This is a genomic window from Monoglobus pectinilyticus (assembly GCF_002874775.1).
In the GTDB taxonomy this organism is placed as follows: Bacteria; Bacillota; Clostridia; order Monoglobales; family Monoglobaceae; genus Monoglobus; species Monoglobus pectinilyticus.
The window spans coordinates 1,372,290-1,398,312 of the sequence record NZ_CP020991.1 but is presented as its reverse complement, the minus strand read 5'-3'; the positions used below and the strand labels follow the sequence as shown (position 1 = coordinate 1,398,312).

The window sequence follows — 26,023 nt, the reverse complement described above, 5'->3', positions numbered from 1 at the left end:
AGCAATTAAAGAAGATGATACATGTGACACTGCATAAAATCTGTGTACGCATAAAACTCACGTATTACATTATACACAAATTTCGTCAAAAAGTCAAGACTAATAAACTTTCGTTTATCCAATATATATATTACATTTTTATAACAAAGAAAAAACGGGATAGGCCTAAGCCTAAATCCCGTTTGCGCTTCGTCCGGCAAAGTGTGCGTAACGCCGGAGCGAAGTCTAATGTTACATTTAAAAAGGTACGTTTCTTTAAACTATGTCTTCTAGTTCGGCAACAACAGAAGTCTCATCAACAGATTTCTCCGAACACTCCTCTTCGGGAGTGTAGATAACAAGTTCAACCGACTTTGTCAGCACATCAGTATAGCTGTAAGAAACCCGCTGCTCCGATGTAAAAAATTCACTCTGGTTATCTAATTTTACAGTAAAGATACTGGGGTATGTGCTCTCGATGACACCCTCGCGTGTAACAATTTGTTTTCTGCCTTTCTTAGCCGTAAGCCGGACCTTATGCCCAACATTGTCAGTAAGATCGGACTTTATCTTGGATAAATCATTCTGACCGTACAATTATCAAACCCCTCTTCACAAATATTTTTTATATTATAACATATTATTACAAATTTGTAAAGAGAAATTACAAAATTCTAACATAAAAGTTACACGACAAATTTTTCATGTCGCTGCAAACGCATTAAACCGCCGTTATTATCAATATATATCATGACACAATTTTATATAATCACGGAAATTTGTTCCCAAAATGTAATTAGTTATTAAGAAATCATCCACCGGAGTTGTGTTAAGTATCTTTGTTATACTTTGGTCAAAAGTTCTCGCGTCAACCACTATTATCTTGCTGTAGGCACATGTCAGCCACGGTATAAGCGCGTTTGAATAAGAATCTTTCAGCATAACAAGAGTTTTCTTATTCGGGCTGTTAGAGTCTATCTCTATATACGGCTGGTCGCCGCCCAAAAACATGTTATATGAAGCCCCGCGGCTCAAATCAAACATTTTTCCTGTGTAGTCAAATTCCTGATCGGGTATATAACTAAAGGTAGTACACTTAAAAGTAATATCATTTAAAGCATTTTTATAATATTCTATAGTATCCTTATGACTGTCTAAATACGGAGCCTGCGCCTGACTGTAAAGATATCCGGTGAAGTCTTTGACCTCACCTTTCTGGAATTCGTCCAGTCTCAGCGTGCCAAAGCCCATATCAGCGCCCATTTTGCAGTAAGCATAGTACGCTCCCAAGCTTGTCCAATGATGGTCTGTTCTGAAATAGACATATTCACCTGCATCAAAATGTTCTTTTAAGGTATCATAAACATTGATATTTTTTACTCTTTTATTAAAGTTACTATATAAATAATCTATATTTTCCTTTTCGTCATCACCCACTGTTTTGTAAAACGGCATAAAATCAATTTGAGTAGGGATAATCATAGAATACAGATTTATACTTGCCGGCAGTTTCTCAGCATAGAAATCCAACATTTTTATATATTCTTCCTGAGCCTGTTCATCGGCACGGTAGACTTCCATAACACGGTCATCGGTCACAAGCAGTTCACTTTTCTTAGTTGAGCCTGTCCCTAAATCGCCGTTCGTTTCCACCAGCTTGCCGAACTCATTTATACCCTTGCTGTTTTTATACGCAGCAGAAACACTCATAAACGTGCTGCGGTAGCCAACATTATCTGAAAGGTATGTCTCAAAATCAGAAGTAAACTTTCCTGATTTAAGCCTTTCAAAAGAAAATGAAGGAAAATCAGCCAGTTTTCTGTTTTCCTGCTGTGCTGACGCCTCGTCTCTGGGCAGAATTACAACAGCAGTAAACCCGGCAATTAAAAATACAATAAATAATATCAAAGTAATGACTCTTCTTGCAGTCTTCACCTTACCTGCCCCCTTAACTCCGCCGCCGCGGATATTCAGCTCATGCTTAATTAAAATCTAAAGTATAAGAACGGATTATATGTTTCGCCGACTAAAAGTATAAAGCAGAACGCCAGCAATGCTACAACAAGCACAGGAGTTACAATCACATTTACAGCGCTGCACTTCTTCGCAAACCACCTGTATCCATATCTTAAAACCGGAGTTGAAATAACGGCGCAGGCAATAAGGAGCCATAGATTCGACATAAGAGTCGTAAAGCCGGCAAAGTCATACAGTTTTCCTGTGCCTCCAAATGCGCATAAGAACCAATCCTTTAAAGCTCCGAAGTCGGTATAGTAGAACAGTGCCCATCCCAAAACAAACACAATGATTGTATATAAATGAGCAAAAAATGACGGGAGCCTCATCAAAGCGCCTCTAAACATTTTCTTTTCAATCACCAATAATATTCCGTAATAAGCGCCCCAAAGCAGGAAGTTCCAGCTGGCGCCGTGCCAAAGACCGGTAAGCGTCCAAACAAGCAAGATATTAAATATCTGATGACGCCGGTTTCCGCCAAGCGGTATATAAACATAGTCTCTAAAAAATGTACTGAGTGATATATGCCATCTCCGCCAAAAGTCTGTAACATTTTTGGCTATGTAAGGATAATTAAAGTTCTCCAGGAAGTTAAAGCCAAACATTCTTCCCATACCTATTGCCATATCCGAATAACCTGAAAAGTCGAAATATATTTGGAAAGTATAAGCAATTATACCAACCCATGCGGACAGAACAGATGATGACGCCATATTGCCGTCGAGCAGCGCGGTTGCTATTGCACCGACGCCGTTAGCAAATACTACCTTTTTAACCATTCCCTGCACAAACCTTAATATTCCATACTCAAATCCTTTAAGAGTGACATGTCTGTCATTGATTTGGTGTTCAATATCGATATATCTGACAATAGGACCAGCAACAAGCTGGGGGAACATCGAAACATAACAAAGGAAACTTAACGGATTTTTCTGAACCTCTATTTCGCCTCTGTACATGTCTATAGTATAAGACAGGGTTTGGAAAGTATAGAAAGAAATACCGAGCGGCAAAGCGAAGTTATAGTATGGGATACTAAGTCCGAAACCGGTATTTATACTGCTGATAATCCAGCTCGAATATTTAAAAGTAGCAAGAATACCCAAGTTGAGCACAAGAGACATGATAAGCGCCAGCTTAGCCTGCCATTTTCCAAAATATTTATGTATTATAAGACCATTGACATAATCTATAGCCGCGCTGAACAGCAAGGCAATAACCCATACAGGTTCACCCCAGGCATAAAAAATCAATGAGGCAATAACCATAACAGTATTTCTGTAGGTAATATTACTGTTCCAAAAGTATAGCAAAAGCACTATTGGCAGAAATATACACAAAAAAAGCAAGCTAGAAAATACCATACCTATCCTGTTCTCCCCTCTGTCAACTAACTGTTAAAAATTAAATTATCCGCAAAATAATCCATTATAATTTATAATTACAAATAATTAGGTTAGATTATAACACCAATAACTTTAAATGTCAATTAAATTTCTTTCATCAGCCGCTGAAACAATCGGCGCGAAATCCGAAATTTATCTAAACAAAATTAACAACTTATCTAAAAAATATACTTATACTTTTTAACAGTATATCTGAAAAATATAGAATGAAGAGGATTTTTTATACTTTTTACAAATTAAAACAAGTTTGAAGATAATATTACAATAATATTAAAAATATAACTTTAAAAGAAAATTTTTTAAATAATAAGATATTGGTATAAGAAAAGCTTCAATAAAACATACAGATACGTTAAGGTCATATATAATCAAAAATAAATAAACGCAATATGACAAGGCCTAGATAAGTGTGCAGGCCTCAATGACTTTTTACATTAAAACCTTAATATCTGTGACTTCTGCCGCAGCTGTAAGGTATATGTTATTCAGACTCGTCCCAATTTGAAATCTACAACGGCATTAGTCTGACTTAATCTGATATATGTTATTGTATATCTCATTAGGTGAACTGCCGGAGTACATGGAGCGTTAACATATTTAAAACAGTTCATCATAATTCTTTTTATATTGAACTATTTCGCAGCTGCACGCCTTACATACCTGATTTCATCCCACTCAAATGTTTGCTATGCCATATTAAAAAAATTCATTATTTTAGAAGTTTTTTATTTACAGTGTTGTTGATAAACATCATCAGGCTTGTTTTGATATACTTGGTGCGTGTAATACGAACCATATTTTGATAACCTGAAACGTCTGTGCCCAACCTGCAAGACAGGTGTGATACAAATTAGCTTATTTTGATTATCCTACAAAGTCAATTGCGGCTACACTTTTGTTTAAAAGTGTATGTAATACAAACTATATTGTATTACATACACTATAAATACCAATAATTAACTTAATTGTAATATATAAATCACTTAGTTGTGATGTATGACAGCAAACAAGTTAGATGTTAGCTCATCTAACACACAGCATTCAATATATAACACAAAGATACTTATTAAATATATACATGAATAATATAGAAATCCTAATTATAAAAGACTGCGCCTTTTACAACCAAAAAGACTAATTGAATCAATATGCATCCACAAATGTTTAGATTTTATGGTGCATGTCAATTCAATTAGTCTTTTTATATTTAACATCAAATCAATGCTTATCTAACTAAAAATTAATCTTCTTATACCGGTACCTCACATTAAGCACAAGTCCCACAGCCAACAAATTCGTCACAAGCGATGAACCTCCGTAACTGAAAAACGGAAGAGTTATTCCGGTTACAGGGAACAACCCTATACACATCCCTATATTTTCAAATGCCTGAAACGCCAGCATAGCCGCCACTCCCGTGCAAATATAAAGTCCCTCGCTGTTCCTCGCATTGAGCCCTATATATAAACACCTGATAATTATCGCTGATAACAGCACTATTACAGCCACACCGCCTATCATACCCAATTCTTCACAAATTACAGAATATATAAAGTCCGTGTGCCGCTCCGGCAAAAGATTATTATAGCGGCTGGAACCGTTGTATAACCCCATGCCCGTAAGCTTGCCGCTGCCTGCGGCAATTTTTGACTGAATAACATGATAGCCGCTGCCTGTCGGGTCATTCTCCGGATTAAACAAGGTGATTATCCTATCCTTTTGATATTGTTTAAGCAGAAATATCCAAATCAGCGGACAGGCCGCCAACAGAGCCCCAAAAGCTCCGGCTAAATACTTCCAGCTGATTTTTGCCATAAACAGCATAGCCAGCGCCATCATCACAAATACTACAACCGTTCCGAAATCCGGCTGAAGCAACATCAAAATACACAGCGCTGCTGGATGCAGAGCTACTTTCCACATGTTTTTCGGTTCATTCAAACCGCTTCCAACCTCACTCAAATGCTTGGAAAACGTTATCACAAATCCTATTTTGACCAGCTCTGCCGGCTGAAAACTGACAGGACCGAAAACAAACCAGCTTCTCGCACCGTTCTGCACTCTGCCCAGTCCGGGTATCAGCACTAAAACCAATAATATGATACATGCCGCATAAATATACTTTGACAATCTCGCCAAATAATCATAATCCAGTATGCTTATTATGACAACCCCTATCAATCCTAAAACTAATGCCGCAGACTGCACTATAACGTATCTAACCGCTCCGTCACCACCGGCACTTGAAATCATAACTATTCCGAAAACAGCCGTCAAAACAGTCAGTGCAATAAGGGTAAAATCAATATTCTTAATCGCGTCCCTAAACTTTCTTGTCTTTTCAAGCATCTATTAAACTCCATTCCAGCGTCATAAAAATAAGCGTAATTCCTATCAGCGTTTAATACTCAGCGCCACCCCGTCTCCCAGCGGCAGAACCGCTGTTTCGAGACTCTCATGTTCACAAAGCATTTTTATATATTCTCTGAGCCTTTTAACTATAGTACGCTTTCTATGCAGAACCAAATCGTCTGTTGCAGTCATTCCCTTGTACAGCACATTATCTGAAACTAACAGCCCCCCGTGTCGCAGCATACTGAAACATGGTTCAAAAAACGAATTATACTGGGCTTTTGCCGCGTCTATAAAAATCATATCGTATTTATTATTTTTATTCTGCGCCAATTCCGGCAATATATCATTTGCGTCACCCTCAAACAACTTTATCCTGTCAGAAAATCCCGCTCTTGCAAAATTCTTTTCAGCAAATACCGCTGCTTGGTGATTGAGTTCTATAGTATCGACCTTCCCGGCTCCTGCGCCTATCATGCGTATGGCCGAATAGCCAATAGCACTGCCGACCTCAAGGACCTTTTCACAGCGCCCAAATTTTATCAAAACTTCTATCAGTTTTATGGTTTCGGGCTGTGAAATTGGCACCTGATTTTCAGCCGCAAATTCCTCCAGCTCTTTTAAAAAACCGGTGCTCTCCGGAATAACACTCCTAATATATCTGATTATATAATCATAATTTACGCTATCGTCTATCATATCTATTCCCTTTTTAAAAAGTCTAAACCATAATCAATTTTTAGCCTTTTCGGTAGGGCTTGGTGTCGGCGTACTCTCGTCAACCGGCTTTCCCTCCTCAAGAAGCTTCATTTTTTCCTGATGTTCATCATAAGTCTGAGAGAAATAATTTTTATTTCCGCTCGGGTCAGCAAGGAAATACATATAATTGGTATCAGCAGGCCTAAGCGCCGCCTTAATCGACGCAAGCCCCGGAGAAGCTATTGGACCTTCCGGCAAACCTTTATATTTATATGTATTATATGGAGAATCTATTTCTGTATCCTCAATACTCAACACAGTTTTTCTTTCATGGAGCAAATACTGCACAGTGGCACACGATTCCAGCTTTTTGCCCTCATACAGCCTATTGTTAAACACGGAGGCAACCAGCTTTTTCTCTCCGTCATTTGCCGCTTCTCTCTCAATCACAGAAGCCATTGTCACAACCTGATCAATCGGGTCTCCGGAACCGCTCTGATTGTATACAGGCAGCACATTTGACTTAAACGCGTCCAGCATCATAATAATTATATCATGAGCCGAGGTGCCCGGATATATTTGATATGTCGCCGGATACAGATACCCCTCAAGGCGATTCTCCGAACGCGGAATCTCATTCACAAAGTCATAATCAAATTCTCCGTTATTTACTTCATCCATAAACTCTTCCTTATCCACCAGTCCGTTCTGAGCCAATATATCAGCTATCTGCCCAAGCTCATAACCCTCCGGGATAACTATCTGAACCTGTTCGCCTACGCCGCCCTCAGCGTAATTTCCAAATGTCTCCAAAAGTTCGTCATAAGTCATAGAAGAATTGACAGAATGTCTTCCTCTTTGAAAAATGTATTTATTTCCGGCATACATTTTAAACAACGCCGGATATTTTATAACGCCGCGGTTTCCAAGCAGGCTAGCAACCTTAGCCGAACCGGCTCCTGCGGGTACATCAATAACATAATTCTTTCCATCGCCGTCTAGACCGTTTATATCACGGTATGCCAAATTACCTGCAGCGCCTATGACAACAGCAACTATGACTGCAGCAATACATAGGGCTATTATTCTTCTGACCCTTTTTCTCTTTTTTTGTTTTAACTGCTTCATTGCCTCTCTTGCCGCTCTTTTTGCTTCAAGCTCTTCAAGAGTTTTATATTCATGCTCCACTTGAATCACCCTCCGTTTATATGTATTTTAAAATCCCGGCTGATTCATAAGCCGCTGTTTAACCGCACATTATATCACTGTCCGTGATAACTGTATCAACTTTTATATCAAACTCGTCACGGTATATTTTATCAAGCAGACACTCTTTAAAACAAAGACCAATAGTATCACCGGCAAAGCCGTTTAAAAACCTGTCGTAATACCCTTTGCCGTATCCTATCCTATATCCGTATTTATCAAAACCCAGTCCCGGAACCACAACTAAATCTATTTCAGAACTTTGAACAGGTTTCAAAACACCGGATTCAATCAGCTCAGAGTCAGGTTCTAAAATTCCATAACTGCCGGATTTCAGCTGACTTAGACTGTCTGCTCCAAAAGCTGTTATTTCACATTTCACACTATCACACAATGGCACAGCCAGCTTCTTACCGTCTGAAATCACTCTGTCCAAAATGTCAAATGTATCAGGTTCACTTCCAAAAGATATGTAAAGCATAACCGTTTCTGCAGATATATATTTATCTGACTTTAAAAATTTTTCTGTTATATCAGAGCTCTTTAAAGTTCTTAATTCCTGTGGAATTTCATCTCTTATTTTTCTCAAAGTTCTTCTCTGCTCTTGCTTATTCATAATCTAAACCTGCATTTTCTGCAAAATGCGCTCACCTTTTGGAGGCTCTGAGAAATAATCCACAATAGCGGCTCCAAATTCCAGCGCTTTCCCTGCGCCTTTAGCTGTGATAAAATTTCCATCTCTCACTACTCCGTCTGATAATATGTTTGATTCTGTCAGACTATCCTCAAACCCCGGGAAGCAAACTGCATCTTTGCCGTCAAGATATCCAAGATCACCTAAAATCATTGGGGCAGCGCAGATAGCGGCAACCAGCTTTTCATTTTTCACACAGTACTCAATTGCATCGGTAACCATTTTATTTTTCTGAAGATTTAGGGTTCCCGGCATTCCTCCAGGCAGAATTACACCTGAAATATCTGAATAATCCGGCTCAGAACAATCTGTTTTTATGGTAATATTATGAGCGCCGCAAACAAGTTCGCCGTCCACTCCAACGAACTTAACCTCCAGCCCTGTTCTTCTGATCACATCAACAGGAGCCACCGCTTCGGTCTCTTCAAATCCATCAGCTAAGAAAATATACAGCATCTTATCAACCTCTTTTTTATATATTTCTCCCTGTTCCCTCTATTTATTTTTCTTTTTATCCTTCCTGACAGTCATAACAAACTTTGGAAGTGTAGCAAATCTACCCAATCTGCTGGGATTCTTGCAAAATCTATACAGCCATTCAAGATTACACTTTATAAATAACTCAGGCGCTCTTTTTGCAACGCCCGCAAATACGTCTAAAGCCCCGCCGACTCCCATACAAAGAGAGACATTAGTAAGCTTTGACTTGTTTTCAAATATCCACTTTTCCTGCTTAGGAGCTCCCAGACAGACTAGAAGCAGCTTAGCGCCTGACTCGTTTATCTGTTTAACAATATCATCGGTTTCATTATCCGAAAAATATCCATGATGAACACCAACTATATTCAAACCAACATATTCATCCAGAAGTTTAACAGCTGCAGCCTCAGCAACGCCCGGCTTAGCTCCGAATAAAAAAACGCCTTCACCTGTCTTTCTGATATTGGACAAAAGACCACAGACCAAATCAAAGCCGGCAACCCGTTCAGGCACAGGAGTTCCAAGCATTTTGGCCGCATAAACAACGCCTATACCGTCAGGGGTACACATATCAGCCGAGTTCAGGACTTCTCTAAATCCGGCGTCTTCATAAGCCGCCATAACTATCTCAGGATTGGGAGTAAAAATAGTTGAAACCCCATCGCTTCTTACCATTTGCTCAGCCTTCTTCAAAGCATAAGCCGATGTAATCCTATCAATTTTAACTCCTAATATATCAATTGTATCTCGCATTCAAAAGCTCCTTACCGATATTTTTACATATTCTAATTTATTATAGCACAAAAACATATTTTATGCAAGATAGTAACGCATTTGTATATATGTTGTAATGATTTGCAAAATAAATTTATCTTTCACCGAGGGTCTATAGATTATATTTCACAAACTATTTGCTATTTGGCTTAATAATAATATTAGATTTAAATATACCTTTTAGACTTCACTGTATACAGGCTCGGTCTTCTATAAACTTTTACTCAACTAAAAATGTTATATAAATTATACCTTTTATATAGTGTTTATGCTATATTTTATTTTCATTAATCATAATACATAATATTAAAATTAATATATAAGAATAATTTTGGTTACAAACTGTATATTGAACAATAAGTGTTTATCTGCTGCTCATCTAACGAGATAAACAATATTTCTCAGGCCGGCTTTCACCGAAAACATATATTTTTATATAAAATTTTATAAATCTATAATTACTAAACACAGAAAGTCATCAAAAAATTATTAAGCTTTTCACGCTCCGTATATTATACAAATATTATATACATATGATTATGAAACAATCAGAAAAAAGATAATCGGATGTATTATTATACAGTTCAGATTATTTAAATAAATATTTTAAGTTCTTATCTATATCCATATATATTTCTTAAAAATTATAAAAATTTTTAAATTAATGTAATATTTCTGTTTTAAAAATTTTTTATTAAATTATATTTAAAAAAGTCCGGCGCTATACAGCGCCGGACTTTTTAGAGAATTATATTAATCTGAAATAACTATAGTTGCTACAAAGTATCCTGTTGAATCTGAACCTGTTGCTGTTATATTAGACCCTGCAACAATATCCTTTGCTGTAATACTCTTTCCGGTGGTTGATTTCAGGAATGTAGTTCCTGACTCATAATATACCGTCTCTGTTCCGCCAGATGAATTGGTTACTGTTATAACCTTAAGCGTTGTGTTTATGCTTACAACTTTACCTGTCACTGTCGTCTTTCCCGTTGATGAAGTCGCGCTGGACTCTATCTTGGAAATATTTGAACCATCTGTAACAACCGTTGCGGCATTTCCCGGACGCAGGTCGTATATAGTTGCGTCCACTCCGTTAACCTTAACAGACGTTGAAGCAGTAAGGTTATATGTCTCACTCTTTCCTTTTACATCAAGAGTAATCTGCGGAGTTTCGCTCAGGATTATCTCCTTTATTGTACCTGATACGTTTTCAGTCTCACTTGTAGCCTTTATTGAAACAACCTTGCCGTATGTCAGTGATAAAACAACGCTGTCGTTCTTAGCCAAATCTCTAACTCCCGCAATATTGCCGTTTCTGGTAACCTCAACACCGTTTATAGAAACGTCAAATGTCTCCTGCTCATTATCACTGTTCTTAATTGTTATTGTTGTACGATTATCGTCTCCGGCATTAACCTTTACGAAAGTTCCGGACACATCTGAGGTTTTGCTCTCTACTGAACATTCAGTTACCTTTGAACCTGACAGTACCAATCTTACAAAGTTGCCTGCCTTAACGTCTCCGTAAGAACCCTGGCTTCCTTTAATAGTATACTTACAGTTTGAAGCGAAAGTATATGTCGCCTTATTGTTCTCGTCCTCGGAATCTTTTATAGTTATCTGCTGTCCGCCGGAATTATCACTTGTCTGAACAACTATTCCATATACAGAAAGATTTTCCTCAGGCGGAACTGTCTCTATCATTCTGACATCGCCGAATGTATAAGTGACCATAACTTCGCTCTGTGATTCTATTCTGCTGAACTTTGAATTTTCGCCATTAATCTTTATACCTGTCATATCTCCGATAGTGCAGGTTGTATTCTTTCCGTCAGCGTTTACTACCATTTTTTTATTGCCAGTATCTATTGAGCTGACTTTTCCCTGAATATAATTTCTGTCCATCTTCTCCATCATACGGTTAAGAAGAGTTGCCATCTGAGCTCTGGTAAGCGTTGTTTCCGGTGAGAAAAATGCTTTGCCGTTCTCGTCGTTTCCCATACCGTTCATGAGCCCTAAATTTGTAGCATAAGCAACATAAGGACGCGCAGCTTCAGGGATAGAAGCATAATCTGAATATTCGTTTTCATCCAAAACAGCTGACTGTGCTTGGTCATCTTTTCCAGCCAGTTTAACCATCAAATACGCTGCCTGCCATCTGAGAAGAGATGTGTTTGCATTTGCCGCTGACGCATAGTCGCGCAAGTCAGTAATATTCAAAACGTCAAAATACATTAAAAAGCTAAGCTCATCAACATATGTCGTATTAATAGCGTTAACCGTAGCCGAGTAACCGGCGTCTGCCCACTTCACCGTCTGCGAATACTCAGAGTCTTCAACTCCCAGAATTCTGGACATCAGAACCAGGGTTTCCACCTTTGAGACTGCACGCTGAGGTTTAAAGGTGCCGTCCTCATAACCTTTTATGTATCCCTTGTCCGTCATCTCGTTTATTGCCTGCTTTGCCCATGCAACTGTCGCGTCGTTTTCCACGTCGGAAAAAGTCGCCGCAAAAACCGAGGTCGAAAGTACCGCTGCCAGCATTGTGCCGCAAAGCAGCGCCGAAATAAATCTTTTAATTTTCATTTTAAACCTCCTATGTATATGATACACATTATATTGTTAATTATCTACTTTAAATATACCATACGTGCCAAAATATTTCAACCGCCAATTATCCAAATGTGAAAGTTTTTTTTAACAATTATGTAACAAAAAACCAAATTTCAAATAAAATGTCTTTAATACCATAAAGTTTTCGGTGTATTTTCAATTCCTGCGCTAATACTAACATTGTAAAAAAATCAAAAATAAAGATGATTTTTGTAATAGGAGGACTGAAAATGAAAAAAACTTTCATTTCCTTTATTGTGGCTATGAGCATCGCAATCTATTCAATGTGCGGATTTGCCGTATTTGCTGATGTAGTGCCCAATGAAGGCGGAACCATTGAAAACTATCCTCAAGGTTCCGTTACTAATAATAATGGAAATAACGAAACAACAACAGGAGAAGGTCAGCAGGATGTCAATCTGCGCACATTTGACGGCACAAACACAGATGGAACAATTGACATAACTAACGGCGTTTCCACAACATTAATCGAAAACGGTTCGAAGTATAACGGTATGGCAACCATGCCGATAAACTCGAATATGGCACAGTCAAGATACAGCACGGCACGCGTTGCGCTGTCTCCGGATATATCAGATACAAAATATGCAGAGGCAGCAGAACTCCTCGGAGCATTGGGAATAATGGTCGGAGACGCCGAGTCAGGCGCATTCAGACCTAACGACCCAATCCTCAGAAGTGAGATGGCAAAAGTAGCTGTATACTCTATTGGACTTGAAGACGTAGTAAAAAGTTCCAACGGAATTACAAAATTTCCTGACGTACCTGCAGATCACTGGGCAACAGGCGCAATAAACACTGCCGACCAGCAAGGTTTAGTAGTCGGTGATACAGAAGGAACTTTTAGACCTGATGACAACGTAACATTTGAAGAAGCGGTAGCAATTATAGTTCGTGCTCTAGGATATGAGCCGGCCGCTGAGGACAAGGGCGGATTTCCAACCGGATATATGTATATCGCGTCATCTAACCAGCTGCTGAGAGGCATTGACGCTACAGCTGCTGAGCCTGCAATGAGAGGCGACATAGCACAGTTGGTATTTAATGCAATGACCGTTAACCTTATGGAGCAGGTTGGATATGGTTCAAGCATATCTTATGAAGTTGTAGACAAGACTTTGCTTTATGACAAATTAAATGTTGAAAAAGCATACGGTCAGATAACAGCAACCGGTGAAACTTCACTGTCTGGCGGTTCAACAACAGCTGAAGACAGAATCCAAATCAACGACAAACTTTATCTGATGGGTGATACAAACGCAACACAAATGCTTGGTTACAATGTATTGTATTACGCAAGAATAGATAAAACCACAGACGAAAAGACACTTATATTAGTAACAGAACAGCCGAACAAAAACAACACATTAACACTTAACTCAACAGACATCGTAGACGTAACAGGCGACACAACAGACAAGAGAACAGTTGAATACTGGGCAGACAGAAATACAGACAGAAGAACAAAAACAGTATCTATAGATCCGAACGCCGTCTATATTTATAACGGTAAGTATAAAACAGGACTCACAAACGAAGACCTTAAACCGGCAAGCGGTAACCTCGTTCTTCTAGACACTAACCTCAACAGTATGTACAATGTTGTATTCGTAAACCACTTTACTAATCTGGTAGTTGACACAGTATCAGAAATAACCGGAAGAGTTACAGACAAATATCTCAACGGTTCACTGGTATTTGACAAAGATAATGCCGACGTTAAATACAGTATCATCAAGGACGGAGCCAAGATTGACATTTCAGACCTCAAAGAATGGAATGTAATTTCTTACACCATAAGTGATGATAAGAACTTGATAAAAGCATATGTTTCAGACGCGTCAATAACCGGTACAGTAAATGAAATTTCTGAAGACGGATACAGAATAGGTGACAGTGAAACACTTTATGAAAAAGCTACAAGTTATCCAAACGAAATTAAACTCCGTGACAGGGGAACATTCTATTTAGATATTGAGGATAAGATTGCTGCTGTAAACACAAAAGCAACAAACGAATCCGCTATAACAACCAACTACGCATACTTGGTTGACGCTGCTCTCAAAGACAGCTTTGACAAAGTAGGTCAGTTTAAACTGTTCACAAAGACCGGTGAAACTGTTGTTATGGAGAGTGCAACAAAACTCAGATTTAACGAAGAATACGCTCAGACTCCTACAACCGTAGTAAATGCCTTGACAGCCGGAGGAAAAGCAACACCGCAGCTCATAATCTATGAAGCTAACAGCGACGGCAAGATAACAGCAATCGAAACAGCAAAAGATGAGACAGCAACAGGCGCTCCGAACACAAGCACATTTACTAAAAACATTCAGAAGGAAGATATGGTTTACAAACGTGCTTCCGGTAAATTAGGAAATGTAGGTATCAACGAGGACACAATCATATTTGATATTCCTGCAAGCGCTGGAACAGACACAGACAAGTATTCAATGCGTAACAGTTCCACATTGTCAAATGATTCTTCATACGACGCAATAATCTATGACCTTCAGGAAAACTATATGGCTAACGTAGTAATAATCACAAGCTCAACAAGCATCACAAGCGCTGAGTCGCCGATAACAGTTGTAAATTATCTCGCAGAGACACAGAATGCTGACTATGAGTATACCGATAAGCTTTATGGATACCAGTCAGGAGAGACAGTTGAAATAATGGCAGCAGACAAGAGCGTTCTTAGAAAGAGTGACGGAACAGCCCTTAAGTCAGGTGATATCATCCAGTATAAGACAAACGCTAAGGGTGAGATTGACGGTATAACAGTTCTGTTCGACAGCGACAACAAGACAGAAGAATTCCTGAGAAATGTAACGACCGACCTGACAACCGTTTACGGAAGAGCTATTAAGAAGTTCAGCGGAAGCGTAAACGTAGCTGTTGGTGACGCAACTTACAACTACTCTACAGGGGACGCAATAGTATATCTCTATGATTCATCAAAGAAGAAGAATAGTATATCTGTTGTATCGCCGGCTGATATAGAGCTTTACGAGAAAGACAACGAAGCAAGACTGTTCGTAAAACTTTATCAGGACGCTGTTCAGGAAATGGTTATCGTAAAATAATCAAATATTTCTAAACAGTAACAAAAGAGCACCTGACAAATATTTGTCAGGTGCTCTTGCCTATTATTATATTTATGTTTATATTTATATTTATATTTATAAAATATTTTATTGCTTTGTATACTCAGCAATATATAAAAAACATACCCGTATCGTAAAATAGGGAAAACATCACAATGTTGTAAAATTTCATGATGGAAAAAATTGTGAGAGTAATCTATCATTTACAGAAAATGGGACAGCTCTGCCAAACCGTTTAAGTTTATATAATATTGTATTTTAAGCAGCTTGCTGTTGCTCTATTTGTCCTTTGAATTTTTATCTTTTTCATCCTTATTAAAATAGGAAGACGGCAAATTAAGATTTAGCAAATCACCGGGTTTTACTCCCAAAATGTCGGCTATATTAAAGAAAACCTCAAGAGAAAAGGAAGCGGTTATATTAGGGGCTTCAATAGAACTTAGATGCGACCGGCTAATATGGGCTTTCTCTGCAAGTTCATATTGGGTATATCCCTTAGCCTTTCTTAAAGCTGAAATCATCAACCCCAATTCAACGAATCGGTCTCTGTTTTCAAAACCTGCTTCTTTACGCATTTTATATCCTCATAAAATAATAAATTAATATAGTTTGTATATTGAACACTGCGTGTTCAGATGATAGCTCACCTAACGCGGCGCATAAATGCGCCCTACCGATGTTCACTGAAAACCCTGCTTTTTTGTATTAATTTAGACTGGAAACTTAGTTTTTTAATTAGTAAATTAATATGAACTCGAAGTATCTTTATTCCGGTAGTACACAAAGTCAACGGGAAGTTACAGGGCTTTTTTCATCATGAAGCCATGCTTCATGGTGAAATGAGCGGGGGGCGAGCGCCCCTTGGAGCCGCAGGCGACCTAAGCGAGCAGTACTTTTTCTTTGGTGAAGCGTTTCTTTTTCTTACGAGAAAAAGAAATGGTTCAAACACCTTATTATGTAATAATAAAATTTTTTATATGGGGTCATATATAAAGAAAATATATACTTACCATAAATATATAATAATACAAAAAATAAGTTTTGAAAACTCTCTATTCAGATAGTATCTATATAAAGAGTATTACAAAATTAAATTAACATTTTAAACTACATTCAAAGAATTAAAACTATATACAATTACAGTCATAAAAAACACCTCAAAATAATTGTAAATAAAAAATATATCCCTACCATTTTATAAATTTTATATATTAGATAAGTATATACAACAAGCAAGTCTTTATGAAAACAAAAAAATTAATTCACCATAAACATTATCAATTATATTTATATCAATAAGATGTTTTTTCCAATATCATAATAGAATTCATTTCTCGCCTAACACAATATAAAAACCGATTGACAACACAAAATAATCACAGTTTTTTAAAAGTTAATCAACTTATTTTTATTACTAACTTTACTCCCAGTTAACTTTTATGCAAAATATTTATGTTTTATATTTCAAGAAACGAGTTGTGTAGAATGACTGGAATGGGATATAGTCAAGTCCAGCGGTATTGTGATAACAAAGTTACAAGAATTGATTTAAGCGTTTTAGAAAGAATTTGTACAGTATTGCCCAATTGCAATTTAAACGATTTAATAAAATTAACAAGATAGAAATTTCTCATTTTGAATCAGCAAAATGATATATTCTATACGGTTATATACAATATTATTTTTAATTAATATTAGATATTGAACACTACGTGTTCAGATGATAGCTCACCTCACGCGGCGCATAAATGCGCCCTACCGTTGTTCACCTAAAACCTGCTTTTTTGATAAGTTAAATCTATAGGAAATCGGTATATTTTTTCACGGTAGTTCACAAAGTCAACGGGAAAGTTACAAAGCTTTTTCTTTTGTGCGTGGAGCGCAAAAGAAATTAGCGGGGGCGAGCGCCCCTTGGAGCCGCAGGCGACCTAAACGAGCAGCACTTTTTCTTTTTTGAGTATACATAATAATGACATTGTAGGTTATTACAAAACAAGTTACTTTGTATCACACGCACCATATAGGTGCGGTCACAGGTGAAGCGTTTCTTTTTCTTGCGAGTGCGACCACACTTTTCTTGAAAGTGTGTGTTATACATATGATTTTATTTTGCCATAACCTACAATGTCATTATTATGTATACTCAAATAAAAGAAATGGTTCAAACACCATTATTATGTAATAATAAATTTTTTTATATGGGGTCATATAAAAAGAAAATATATACTTACTATAAATATATAATAATACAAAAAATAAGTCTTAAAAGCTCTCTGTTCAGATAGTATCTCTATAAAGAGCATTACAAAATTAAACTAACATTTTAAACTACATTCAAGAAATTAAAACTATATACAATTACAGTCACAATTATAAAATTATAATTAAAATTGTATTATCCCTAGCGATTTGACAATTTAACTATATTTTAATATAATTTTACTTAATAAATAAAATAAAAAACCGGAGGCAATAAATGATAATAGAATCTTTTAATTATCTTCCTTTGGAAGCTAAAAATATCAGAGAAACAGTTTTTGTAAACGAACAAGGATTTAATTATGAATTTGATGATATAGATGACATTGCAACTCATTTGGTATTATATACTGATGATAAAGCCGCCGCAACATGCCGCTTTTTTATTGATAAGGTAAAGGATACATACTTAATCGGCAGGATAGCAGTATTAAAAAACTACGGAGGTCTTGGTCTTGGTTCACAGCTGCTGCAAAAAGCTGAAAATCTCATTGCCAAAAAAGGCGGTAAACTAATACGTTTATCAGCACAGCTGCAAGCGGTGGAATTTTACCGCAAAAACGGATATATAGATGAAGGCGAACCTCACTATGACGAATCATATCCTCATGTCTGGATGTATAAAAAATTAACTGACAGTTTAGATAAATAAAAAAATCCCCCTGCCGCACAGGCAAGGGGAAAATAAACTAAATTAAACCAGCTCAAGTACAGAAACCTCAGCAGCGTCGCCGCGTCTCGGTCCAACCTTTATAATTCTTGTATAACCGCCGTTTCTTTCAGCGTACTTAGGAGCGATTTCGTCAAACAACTTCGAAACGACCTCTCTTTTTGTTATATAAGAAAGTGCCTGTCTCTTTGTGTGAAGTGTGTTTCTTTTGCCGAGCGTAATCATTTTCTCAGCCATTCTTTTAACCTCTTTCGCTCTTGTTGTGGTAGTCTCAATTCTACCATTCTCTAAAAACGAAGTAGTGAGGTTTCTGAGCATAGCACGTCTCTGGTCTGTGGGTCTACCCAGCTTTCTTTGTTGTGCCACTTAAATCACCTCTTCCTATAATTCTTAATACAAATTAGTCGTCATTTGCGAGACCAAGTTCCATAGCCTCCAGTTTCGCAATAACTTCCTCCAGCGACTTGCGGCCTAAGTTTCTAACCTTCATCATGTCGCTCTCGCTGCGGGTTGTCAAATCCTGAACGGTATTGATACCTGCGCGTTTCAGACAGTTATAAGAACGTACTGACAAATCAAGTTCTTCAATTGTTGTCTCAAGTACTTTTTCTTTCTGTCCTTCTTCTTTTTCTATCATAATCTCAACGTTTTTAGCGTCGTCAGATAAATCGATAAACAGACTGAGATGCTCACTGATTATCTTAGCTGCAAGGCTCACAGCTTCAGCCGGCGTAATAGTGCCGTTTGTCCACACCTCAAGCGTCAGCTTGTCATAATCGGTAACATTACCCACACGGGTACTGTCGGTATAATAATTCACTTTCTCAACAGGTGTGAAAATCGAATCCGTTGCAATAACACCGATTTGACCTTGAATAAGCTCCTTGTTCTGATCTGATGAGACGTAACCGCGGCCTTTATCAATTGTGATTTCCATAAACAGTTTTCCATCTTCATCGAGAGTTGCAATATGCATATCCCCATTTAGGATTTCCACATCAGCGTCATGCTTTATGTCACGGGCACAAATTTCACCCGCGCCTTCCTGATTGATGTAAACAGTCTTAGGACCATCAGAGTGAAGCTTTATAACAAGATTTTTTATGTTCAAAATAATTTCTGTAACATCCTCTTTAACGCCCGGAACGGTAGAAAACTCATGAAGCACACCGTCAATTTTAACAGACGTTGAAGCGACTCCGGGAAGAGATGACAAAAGCATTCTTCTCAGTGAATTACCCAAAGTAGTTCCGTATCCTCTTTCTAAAGGCTCTATAACAAACTTTGCGTATCTGTCGTCTTCGGATATTTCAACACATTCTATACGTGGCTTTTCAATTTCAATCATTGTTAAACCTCCTATAAATTAGGATAGTAGCGAAACCCTACTATTTGCTGTAATACTCGACTATCAAATGCTCCTCAACAGGGAAGTCGATATCCTCTCTGTCAGCAAGTGCAATGATTTTGCCTTCCAATGTGTCCTTATTCATATCTATCCACTTAGGTACCAGTCTGTTTGAGTTTCTTTCAACGATGTCTTTCATTCTGTCAGCATTTCTGCTGCTCTCTCTAAGACTGATAACTTCGCCCGGCTTTACAAGATAAGAAGGGATGTCTACTCTCTTACCGTTAACGGTAACATGTCCGTGATTAACAATTTGTCTTGCTTCACGTCTTGTGTTAGCCAATCCCATACGGTATATTACATTATCAAGTCTTGACTCCAAAATTTGAAGCAGACATTCACCTGTAACACCGTTCATCTTTGTGGCCATAACATAATATTTTGCGAACTGTTTTTCCAGAACGCCATATATAAATCTGACTTTTTGCTTTTCATTAAGCTGCATACCATATTCGCTCTGCTTTTTGCGTCTCTGGTTAAAAGTTCTGTTAGAACTCTTGTCTATACCCATAACAGACGGCTCAATACCGAGGGTACGGCATCTTTTAAGCACAGGCTGCATATTTTTAGCCATTCTTTTATCCTCCTTACAAATCTATTAACATTCTTAGTTTAGACTACACACGTCTTCTCTTCGGCGGTCTGCAACCGTTATGCGGAATAGGTGTAACGTCCTTAATCATATTAACCTCAAGACCAGCTACCTGAAGAGCTCTGATTGCTGCTTCACGTCCGGCTCCCGGGCCTTTTACGTAAACTTCAACTGTCTTCAAACCATGTTCCATTGCAGCTCTTGCAGCGGTTTCAGCAGCCATTTGTGCTGCGAAAGGTGTGCTCTTTTTAGAACCTCTAAATCCCAATCCGCCTGCGCTTGCCCAAGAAATTGCATTCCCGGCAACGTCTGTAATAGTAACAATGGTATTATTGAATGTAGATTTGATATGTGCAGCGCCGCGCTCGATATGCTTTTTCTCCTTACGGCGTCTTGACTTTCTAGCTACTTTTGCCATTGTATCTTTCACCTCCTATAAGATTACGGAATCTTGCAATATATAAAAATATTGAAGAAAATTCAAAATCATAAAACTATTAAAATAAAAATCTAAACATTAACTGTATTAAAGCTTTTAGCAATTAACTAGTTAATTATTTCTTCTTATTTGCAATAGTTCTCTTAGGACCCTTGCGGGTTCTGGCGTTTGTCTTGCTGCGTTGTCCGCGGACAGGCAAACCTTTTCTGTGACGGATTCCTCTGTAGCAGTTGATTTCCATCAAACGCTTGATATCAAGTGCGATATCACGTCTCAGATCACCTTCAACGTTGTAGTTGTCGATTTCATTTCTGAGCTTCTGAATCTCATCTTCTGTCAAATCACGAACTCTTGTGTCCGGATTAACTCCTGTTGCTGCCAAAATCTTTTTTGAAGTAGAAAGACCAATTCCAAAAATGTAAGTTAAGCCAATCTCAACTCTCTTCTCGTTTGGTAAATCCACACCTGCGATACGTGCCATAATTAATTCACCTCCATAAAAATTTCAAATGAAAAAGGAGCAGAATTTCACCCATATTTTCTATGGCATCGGCAAAAATTTAGTGGTCTTAATGCCTAACCCTGCTCACATTATGTTAAAGCTTAACCCTGCTTCTGTTTATGACGCGGGTTTTCGCATATAACCATAACTTTACCTTTTCTCTTAATTATTTTGCACTTTTCACAAATAGGTTTAACTGAAGGTCTGACTTTCATTTCCTTCACCTCCTAAATTTGTATTATATCCGAAAATATGTATTTCCATACTAACGAACCGTATTATTTTACCACAATTACTGCTTAAAGTCAATCTTTATTAAAAATATTCATCTATTTATCTTTAACAAAGTTTAAATATCTGTTACTCAAATTTTAAGTCAAGATTACCATCGCCGACTTTCTTTGATCTTTCGGAAATCTTCTGTTCAACTCTATTCCTCTCCTCACCCTCTAAAGGTGTCGGCTGATAATTATTGCTTGTCCTGCTTGAAGATATTGAACAGGGAATTATTGAGTAGTAATCATCTTTTGCTGCCATACCTTCTCTAAAAGTAAAGGTCTGTCGGAAAATCATTGTATCTGTGTCGCTGGGATTTGGATTTCCGCCAAAGCAAAAGTTTCCTAAACTGTAACATATGTATTTTCCCTTATATTTCTCAATTCCCTGCAGAACATGAGGGTGATGACCTATTACCAAATCGGCGCCCATATCTATAGCACGGTGCGCAAGACTTACTTGCTCGTCTGAAGGCGTATCTGATTTTTCTTCGCCCCAATGAACCTGAACAATTTTCAAATCATCATTCTCAATCTTAGACATAGCCGACGGTAATACCTCACCGGCAGACCCGTCTAACTGATAAAGACCGATAATCCCAACTTTTGCTCCCCGAATGTTAAAATGAGCCGTTTCGGTATTTAAAGCATATTTTATATCCGAATCATAAAGCGTCTTTTTAGTATCTTTTAAACTTTCCGGTCCATAGTCCTCACTATGATTGTTTGCCAAAGTGACAGCCTCAACACTGCCCTTTTTGAGAATGTTTACATAATCGGGTTTTCCTCTGAACGCATATTCCTTATCCTGTCTCTCCCCATTATTGGACAATGTACCTTCAAAATTGACAATGGTAATATCGTCATCTTCAAAAATATGTCTAACGTTTTTAAAAAAATAAGAATAATCATTCTTGTTATTTTTAAGTACATCCTCAAATGTATTGTCAGAAAAACTCTCATCTGACGCCAAAGTACAATCTCCGGCACAGCTAATTGTAACTGTGCTTACAACATTAGCAACTGACTGCGCTTCATTATCAGAATTTCCGCATGATGACAGTGAAAATGCAGAAATGACCATACATATAAGAATCAGACAGATTTTTTTCATAAAACAGGCCTCCCCAACTACTTATAAGCCCTATACAAATAGGACTTATTTTGCTCTCCATGTAATTCTGCCCTTTGATAAATCATAAGGTGAAATTTCAACTGTAACCTTATCACCCGGCAGTATTTTTATAAAGTGCATTCTTAGTTTTCCTGAAATATGAGCTAAAATTTTGTGTCCATTTTCGAGTTCTACCTTAAACATTGCGTTTGGCAGCGCCTCCAAAACCTTGCCTTCAACTTCCAAAACATCTTCTTTTGACATACTCGCTACACCTCCTTTAAAATTTTTCTGATTTCAGCATCCGCAGTTCCTCCGGGAGCATCCAAAAAATCTAAGTCATTAATATTTCCCAGTTTAACTAAGTGCTTATTCTTTTTTAATTTTGCATTATTAATTTTTCTAGTCTTTCCGTCAGAAATATAAACGTATCCGTTTTCTAAAGACTTTACTACCAAATATATTCTTCCGCTTCCGCGGCCGGCGGTAGATTTGACTATATCTCCGACTGTAAGCTTCGATTCAATAAGATCTGTCATTGGTTCACCTAAATATTATGCTGATTTTTGACTTTTATTCAACTTCCGGAAAACCATCCGGCAAAGTTAAAAGAACAGGGTCGCCTGCTGTAATTAAAATAGTATTTTCATAATGAGCTGTGTTTTTTCCGTCTCTAGTGATTACTGCCCATTCATTATCAGCAACATACACGTCTTCGCTTCCGCCGCATATCATGGGCTCAACAGCTATAACCATTCCCGGTCTAAGCCTTATCCCCCTGCTTTTGGTAACATAATTCGGCACTTCAGGGTCTTCGTGGAGGTCAGCGCCAACACCATGACCGCAGTATCCACGCAGCACAGAAAATCCGTTTGCCTCAACGTACGTCTGTACAGCTCTGGAAATATCAGATATTCTGTATCCGTCACGAGCAAATTTTAATGCTTCAAAAAAGCTCTGTCTTGTAACCTGAATCAAGCGCTCTGTTTCTGAATCCACTTTTCCAACCTTAAATGTCCTGCAAGCATCTCCATGATATCCCTCAAAACATGCTCCTACGTCAATACTGACTATATCTCCATCTTTTAATGGAACATTATCAGGAAATCCATGTATTATAGTATCATTAACACTGGCGCAAACTGTGCCGGGAAATCCGCCGTAACCCTTAAAAGAACCAGTACATCCACGAGAACGGATATAATCCTCGGCAATCTTATCGAGTTCCATTGTGGTAACGCCGGGTTTTACTGCCTTAGACACTTCCTTTAAAGTTTCATATGTTATCCTGCCGGCTTCTTTCATCTTTTCTATTTCTGACTTAGATTTTATAATAACCACTTTTATTCCCCCAGAGCCTTTATGACTTCAGCTGTCGTGTCCTCAATCTTCTCTTTGCCTGCAGCTATTCTCAGCAAACCTTTTTCTTTATAATAATTTATAAGAGGCTCTGTCTGAGTATGATAAGTCTCAAGACGTGCCTTTACAGTTTCCGGCTTGTCGTCGTCACGTACTGTCAGATGACCTCCGCATTTGTCGCATATGCCTGCCTCTGCAGGAGGCCTAAACTCCTTATGATAAGTAGTAGCACAGCTTTCACACTCCAAACGTCCTGAAAGCCTGCTTATTATTGTTTCATCAGCTACGTTAAGCATCAGAACCTTATCAATTTCTATAGTTGATTTTTCAAGAGCTTCAGCCTGGGCTAAGGTTCTAGGAAATCCATCTAAAATAAATCCGTTTTTACAGTCCTCATGACTCAATCTGTCGGACATAACCTGAATCATAACATCATCGGGTATAAGCTTTCCATCATTTATATACTGTGCTGCTACTTTCCCCAGCTCAGTTTCTTCTTTTATGTTTTTTCTGAGAATCGCTCCTGTAGAAATAGTGGGTATACCATAATGCTCACTTAATTTCTCCGCTTGCGTACCTTTTCCCGCACCTGGTGCAGCCAGTAAAATCAATCTCATAAAACATACCTCCTATTCATTTTTGACAAAACTTGAAATATTAAATCAAATTTTATCCTAAAAAACGGATAGAGCAGGCATTTAACCTCACAAAACAGTGAGGTAACACCTACTCATGCCGTAAATAATCGCTTAAATTGTTAAAACTCAGATTATTCCAAGAAACCCTTGTAGTGTCTCATTAACATTTGTGACTCCATATCCTTAACGGTTTCAAGAGCAACTCCTACAACGATAAGCAGTGATGTACCACCTATTGCGAAATTATTTATACCAAGTCCCAAATTAATGAAAATAGGCAGGATGGCGATTAATCCTAAGAAAATAGCGCCAACCAATGTAATTCTCGAAAGTGTCTTTGAAATGTATTCTGATGTAGGACGGCCGGGTCTTATACCCGGAATAAATCCGCCGTTCTTCTTCATATTATTAGACATTTCAATTGGGTTGAACTGTATTGCTGTATAGAAATATGTGAAGAAGATAATCAGCAAGAAATACAGTATTGCATAAACCCAAGAAGTTGAAGAGAATATCTTTAAGAATCCTCCCCAGAATCCGCCTGTCTGTGATGTCACACCGAAAAATCCGGCGATTGTGCTCGGGAATGACATAATTGACATAGCGAAAATAATAGGAATAACGCCTGCTGACGCAACCTTAATCGGGATATGCGTACTCTGACCGCCGTACATTTTTCTCCCTACAACACGCTTTGCATATTGCACCGGGATTCGTCTCTCGGCCTCATTCATCATTACAACAAGACCAACTACTACGACTATCATAATAAGCAGAGCAACTACTCCAATCAAGCCGATTCCGCCGCCTTTTGCATATGCGTAAAGCGACTGTGCCATAGATGGCAGACGTGAAACGATACCTGCGAAAATGATAAGTGAAATACCATTACCTACACCCTTTTCGGTTATCTGCTCACCAAGCCACATCAGGAACGCTGTGCCGGCTGTGAATGTAAATATAACAACAACAGCGGTAAGAAGTCCCGGATTAGTTACTGCATTATAGCTCTTCAGCATGAAATAAAGACCGATTGCCTGAATAAATGCCAAAACTACTGTGCCGTATCTTGTAATCTGTGCTATCTTCTTTCTTCCGTCCTCACCCTGCTTCTGAAGTCTTTCAAGAGCAGGAATAGCAACGGTTAAAAGCTGCATAATAATCGATGAATTGATGTATGGTGTGATACTCATAGCGAATATGGTCGCGTTCTGGAACGCACCACCGGAAATAACGTCAATGAATCCAAAAAGTGAATTATCAGATGTAAATATTTCCTTCATTGCCGCCGGATCCAAAAGAGGAACCGGGATACATGAACCAAGACGGAAGATTATTATCATTAAAATCGTGTATAAAATCTTTTTTCTGAGGTCGATAATCTTCCATGCATTACGTATGGTATCTATCATGA

Annotated in this window: 26 protein-coding genes; 3 read left to right on the top strand and 23 right to left on the bottom strand. The window is 38.0% G+C overall.

The annotated features are described in order from the left end of the window. Window positions 1–255 precede the first annotated feature (255 nt). From B9O19_RS06250 to B9O19_RS06205, 10 genes are all read right to left on the bottom strand, one after another. The gene (locus tag B9O19_RS06250; RefSeq protein ID WP_102365607.1) at window positions 256–576 is read right to left on the bottom strand and encodes a Veg family protein; all 321 of its coding nucleotides are present in this window, start codon (window positions 574–576) and stop codon (window positions 256–258) included. Between the two features lie 141 nt (window positions 577–717). After that, the gene (locus tag B9O19_RS06245; RefSeq protein WP_102365606.1) at window positions 718–1,914 is read right to left on the bottom strand and encodes a DHHW family protein; all 1,197 of its coding nucleotides are present in this window, start codon (window positions 1,912–1,914) and stop codon (window positions 718–720) included. A gap of 50 nt (window positions 1,915–1,964) precedes the next feature. Beyond that, window positions 1,965–3,359 carry an MBOAT family O-acyltransferase gene (locus B9O19_RS06240; RefSeq protein ID WP_102365605.1) on the bottom strand — a complete coding sequence of 465 codons (1,395 nt, stop codon included), beginning with the start codon at window positions 3,357–3,359 and terminating at the stop codon, window positions 1,965–1,967. A gap of 1,275 nt (window positions 3,360–4,634) precedes the next feature. Further along, window positions 4,635–5,750, bottom strand: a complete 1,116-nt coding sequence (rodA, locus tag B9O19_RS06235) for a rod shape-determining protein RodA (RefSeq protein ID WP_102365604.1) — start codon at window positions 5,748–5,750, stop codon at window positions 4,635–4,637. A 45-nt stretch (window positions 5,751–5,795) separates the two neighbouring features. Next, window positions 5,796–6,452 (bottom strand): O-methyltransferase, encoded by a 657-nt coding sequence (locus tag B9O19_RS06230; RefSeq protein WP_102365603.1) that lies wholly within the window; start codon window positions 6,450–6,452, stop codon window positions 5,796–5,798. Between the two features lie 33 nt (window positions 6,453–6,485). Then, window positions 6,486–7,640, bottom strand: a complete 1,155-nt coding sequence (gene mltG / locus B9O19_RS06225; RefSeq protein WP_102365602.1) for an endolytic transglycosylase MltG — start codon at window positions 7,638–7,640, stop codon at window positions 6,486–6,488. A gap of 58 nt (window positions 7,641–7,698) precedes the next feature. Then, on the bottom strand, window positions 7,699–8,274 hold the full coding sequence (locus B9O19_RS06220; RefSeq protein WP_102365601.1) for a 5-formyltetrahydrofolate cyclo-ligase: 576 nt from the start codon (window positions 8,272–8,274) through the stop codon (window positions 7,699–7,701). A 3-nt stretch (window positions 8,275–8,277) separates the two neighbouring features. After that, window positions 8,278–8,808, bottom strand: a complete 531-nt coding sequence (locus B9O19_RS06215) for a DJ-1 family glyoxalase III (RefSeq protein ID WP_102365600.1) — start codon at window positions 8,806–8,808, stop codon at window positions 8,278–8,280. 39 nt (window positions 8,809–8,847) lie between these two features. Next, window positions 8,848–9,585: a WecB/TagA/CpsF family glycosyltransferase gene (locus tag B9O19_RS06210; protein ID WP_102365599.1), complete on the bottom strand. Its 738-nt coding sequence runs from the start codon at window positions 9,583–9,585 to the stop codon at window positions 8,848–8,850. A gap of 774 nt (window positions 9,586–10,359) precedes the next feature. Then, window positions 10,360–12,195: an S-layer homology domain-containing protein gene (locus tag B9O19_RS06205; RefSeq protein WP_102365598.1), complete on the bottom strand. Its 1,836-nt coding sequence runs from the start codon at window positions 12,193–12,195 to the stop codon at window positions 10,360–10,362. A 257-nt stretch (window positions 12,196–12,452) separates the two neighbouring features. Between B9O19_RS06205 and B9O19_RS06200 the strand changes: the two genes are divergently transcribed. Further along, on the top strand, window positions 12,453–15,332 hold the full coding sequence (locus B9O19_RS06200) for an S-layer homology domain-containing protein (protein ID WP_158648928.1): 2,880 nt from the start codon (window positions 12,453–12,455) through the stop codon (window positions 15,330–15,332). Between the two features lie 299 nt (window positions 15,333–15,631). Here the strand turns inward: B9O19_RS06200 and B9O19_RS06195 are convergent, their stop codons facing one another. Continuing rightward, the gene (locus B9O19_RS06195; protein WP_102365596.1) at window positions 15,632–15,928 is read right to left on the bottom strand and encodes a helix-turn-helix domain-containing protein; all 297 of its coding nucleotides are present in this window, start codon (window positions 15,926–15,928) and stop codon (window positions 15,632–15,634) included. Between the two features lie 877 nt (window positions 15,929–16,805). On the opposite strand from B9O19_RS06195, the gene B9O19_RS12280 reads away from it, so the two are divergent. Together B9O19_RS12280 and B9O19_RS06180 are read left to right on the top strand one after the other, a co-directional pair. Further along, window positions 16,806–16,976: a helix-turn-helix domain-containing protein gene (locus B9O19_RS12280; RefSeq protein WP_102365594.1), complete on the top strand. Its 171-nt coding sequence runs from the start codon at window positions 16,806–16,808 to the stop codon at window positions 16,974–16,976. 853 nt (window positions 16,977–17,829) lie between these two features. Next, window positions 17,830–18,264, top strand: a complete 435-nt coding sequence (locus B9O19_RS06180) for a GNAT family N-acetyltransferase (protein WP_102365593.1) — start codon at window positions 17,830–17,832, stop codon at window positions 18,262–18,264. A gap of 42 nt (window positions 18,265–18,306) precedes the next feature. Here the strand turns inward: B9O19_RS06180 and rplQ are convergent, their stop codons facing one another. From rplQ to secY, 12 genes are all read right to left on the bottom strand, one after another. Next, on the bottom strand, window positions 18,307–18,648 hold the full coding sequence (gene rplQ, locus B9O19_RS06175) for a 50S ribosomal protein L17 (RefSeq protein ID WP_102365592.1): 342 nt from the start codon (window positions 18,646–18,648) through the stop codon (window positions 18,307–18,309). 34 nt (window positions 18,649–18,682) lie between these two features. Further along, window positions 18,683–19,630 (bottom strand): DNA-directed RNA polymerase subunit alpha, encoded by a 948-nt coding sequence (locus B9O19_RS06170; protein ID WP_102365591.1) that lies wholly within the window; start codon window positions 19,628–19,630, stop codon window positions 18,683–18,685. 40 nt (window positions 19,631–19,670) lie between these two features. Continuing rightward, window positions 19,671–20,264 carry a 30S ribosomal protein S4 gene (gene rpsD, locus B9O19_RS06165; RefSeq protein WP_102365590.1) on the bottom strand — a complete coding sequence of 198 codons (594 nt, stop codon included), beginning with the start codon at window positions 20,262–20,264 and terminating at the stop codon, window positions 19,671–19,673. Between the two features lie 43 nt (window positions 20,265–20,307). Then, a complete protein-coding gene (rpsK, locus tag B9O19_RS06160; protein ID WP_102365589.1) occupies window positions 20,308–20,700 on the bottom strand; it encodes a 30S ribosomal protein S11 in 393 nt (130 codons plus the stop codon). 136 nt (window positions 20,701–20,836) lie between these two features. Beyond that, window positions 20,837–21,202: a 30S ribosomal protein S13 gene (gene rpsM, locus B9O19_RS06155; RefSeq protein ID WP_102365588.1), complete on the bottom strand. Its 366-nt coding sequence runs from the start codon at window positions 21,200–21,202 to the stop codon at window positions 20,837–20,839. Window positions 21,203–21,324: 122 nt separating this feature from the next. Continuing rightward, entirely contained in the window at window positions 21,325–21,438 is a 114-nt protein-coding gene (rpmJ, locus tag B9O19_RS06150; protein WP_102365587.1) for a 50S ribosomal protein L36, read from the bottom strand. Between the two features lie 145 nt (window positions 21,439–21,583). Next, window positions 21,584–22,612: a CapA family protein gene (locus B9O19_RS06145; RefSeq protein WP_102365586.1), complete on the bottom strand. Its 1,029-nt coding sequence runs from the start codon at window positions 22,610–22,612 to the stop codon at window positions 21,584–21,586. A 45-nt stretch (window positions 22,613–22,657) separates the two neighbouring features. Next, window positions 22,658–22,876, bottom strand: a complete 219-nt coding sequence (infA, locus tag B9O19_RS06140) for a translation initiation factor IF-1 (protein ID WP_102365585.1) — start codon at window positions 22,874–22,876, stop codon at window positions 22,658–22,660. Window positions 22,877–22,881: 5 nt separating this feature from the next. After that, window positions 22,882–23,151 carry a KOW domain-containing RNA-binding protein gene (locus B9O19_RS06135; RefSeq protein ID WP_102365584.1) on the bottom strand — a complete coding sequence of 90 codons (270 nt, stop codon included), beginning with the start codon at window positions 23,149–23,151 and terminating at the stop codon, window positions 22,882–22,884. A gap of 34 nt (window positions 23,152–23,185) precedes the next feature. Next, window positions 23,186–23,953 (bottom strand): type I methionyl aminopeptidase, encoded by a 768-nt coding sequence (gene map, locus B9O19_RS06130; protein WP_102365583.1) that lies wholly within the window; start codon window positions 23,951–23,953, stop codon window positions 23,186–23,188. A 2-nt stretch (window positions 23,954–23,955) separates the two neighbouring features. After that, window positions 23,956–24,588 carry an adenylate kinase gene (locus B9O19_RS06125; RefSeq protein WP_102365582.1) on the bottom strand — a complete coding sequence of 211 codons (633 nt, stop codon included), beginning with the start codon at window positions 24,586–24,588 and terminating at the stop codon, window positions 23,956–23,958. A 152-nt stretch (window positions 24,589–24,740) separates the two neighbouring features. Further along, on the bottom strand, window positions 24,741–26,021 hold the full coding sequence (secY, locus tag B9O19_RS06120; RefSeq protein WP_102365581.1) for a preprotein translocase subunit SecY: 1,281 nt from the start codon (window positions 26,019–26,021) through the stop codon (window positions 24,741–24,743). Between the last annotated feature and the right edge of the window lie 2 nt (window positions 26,022–26,023).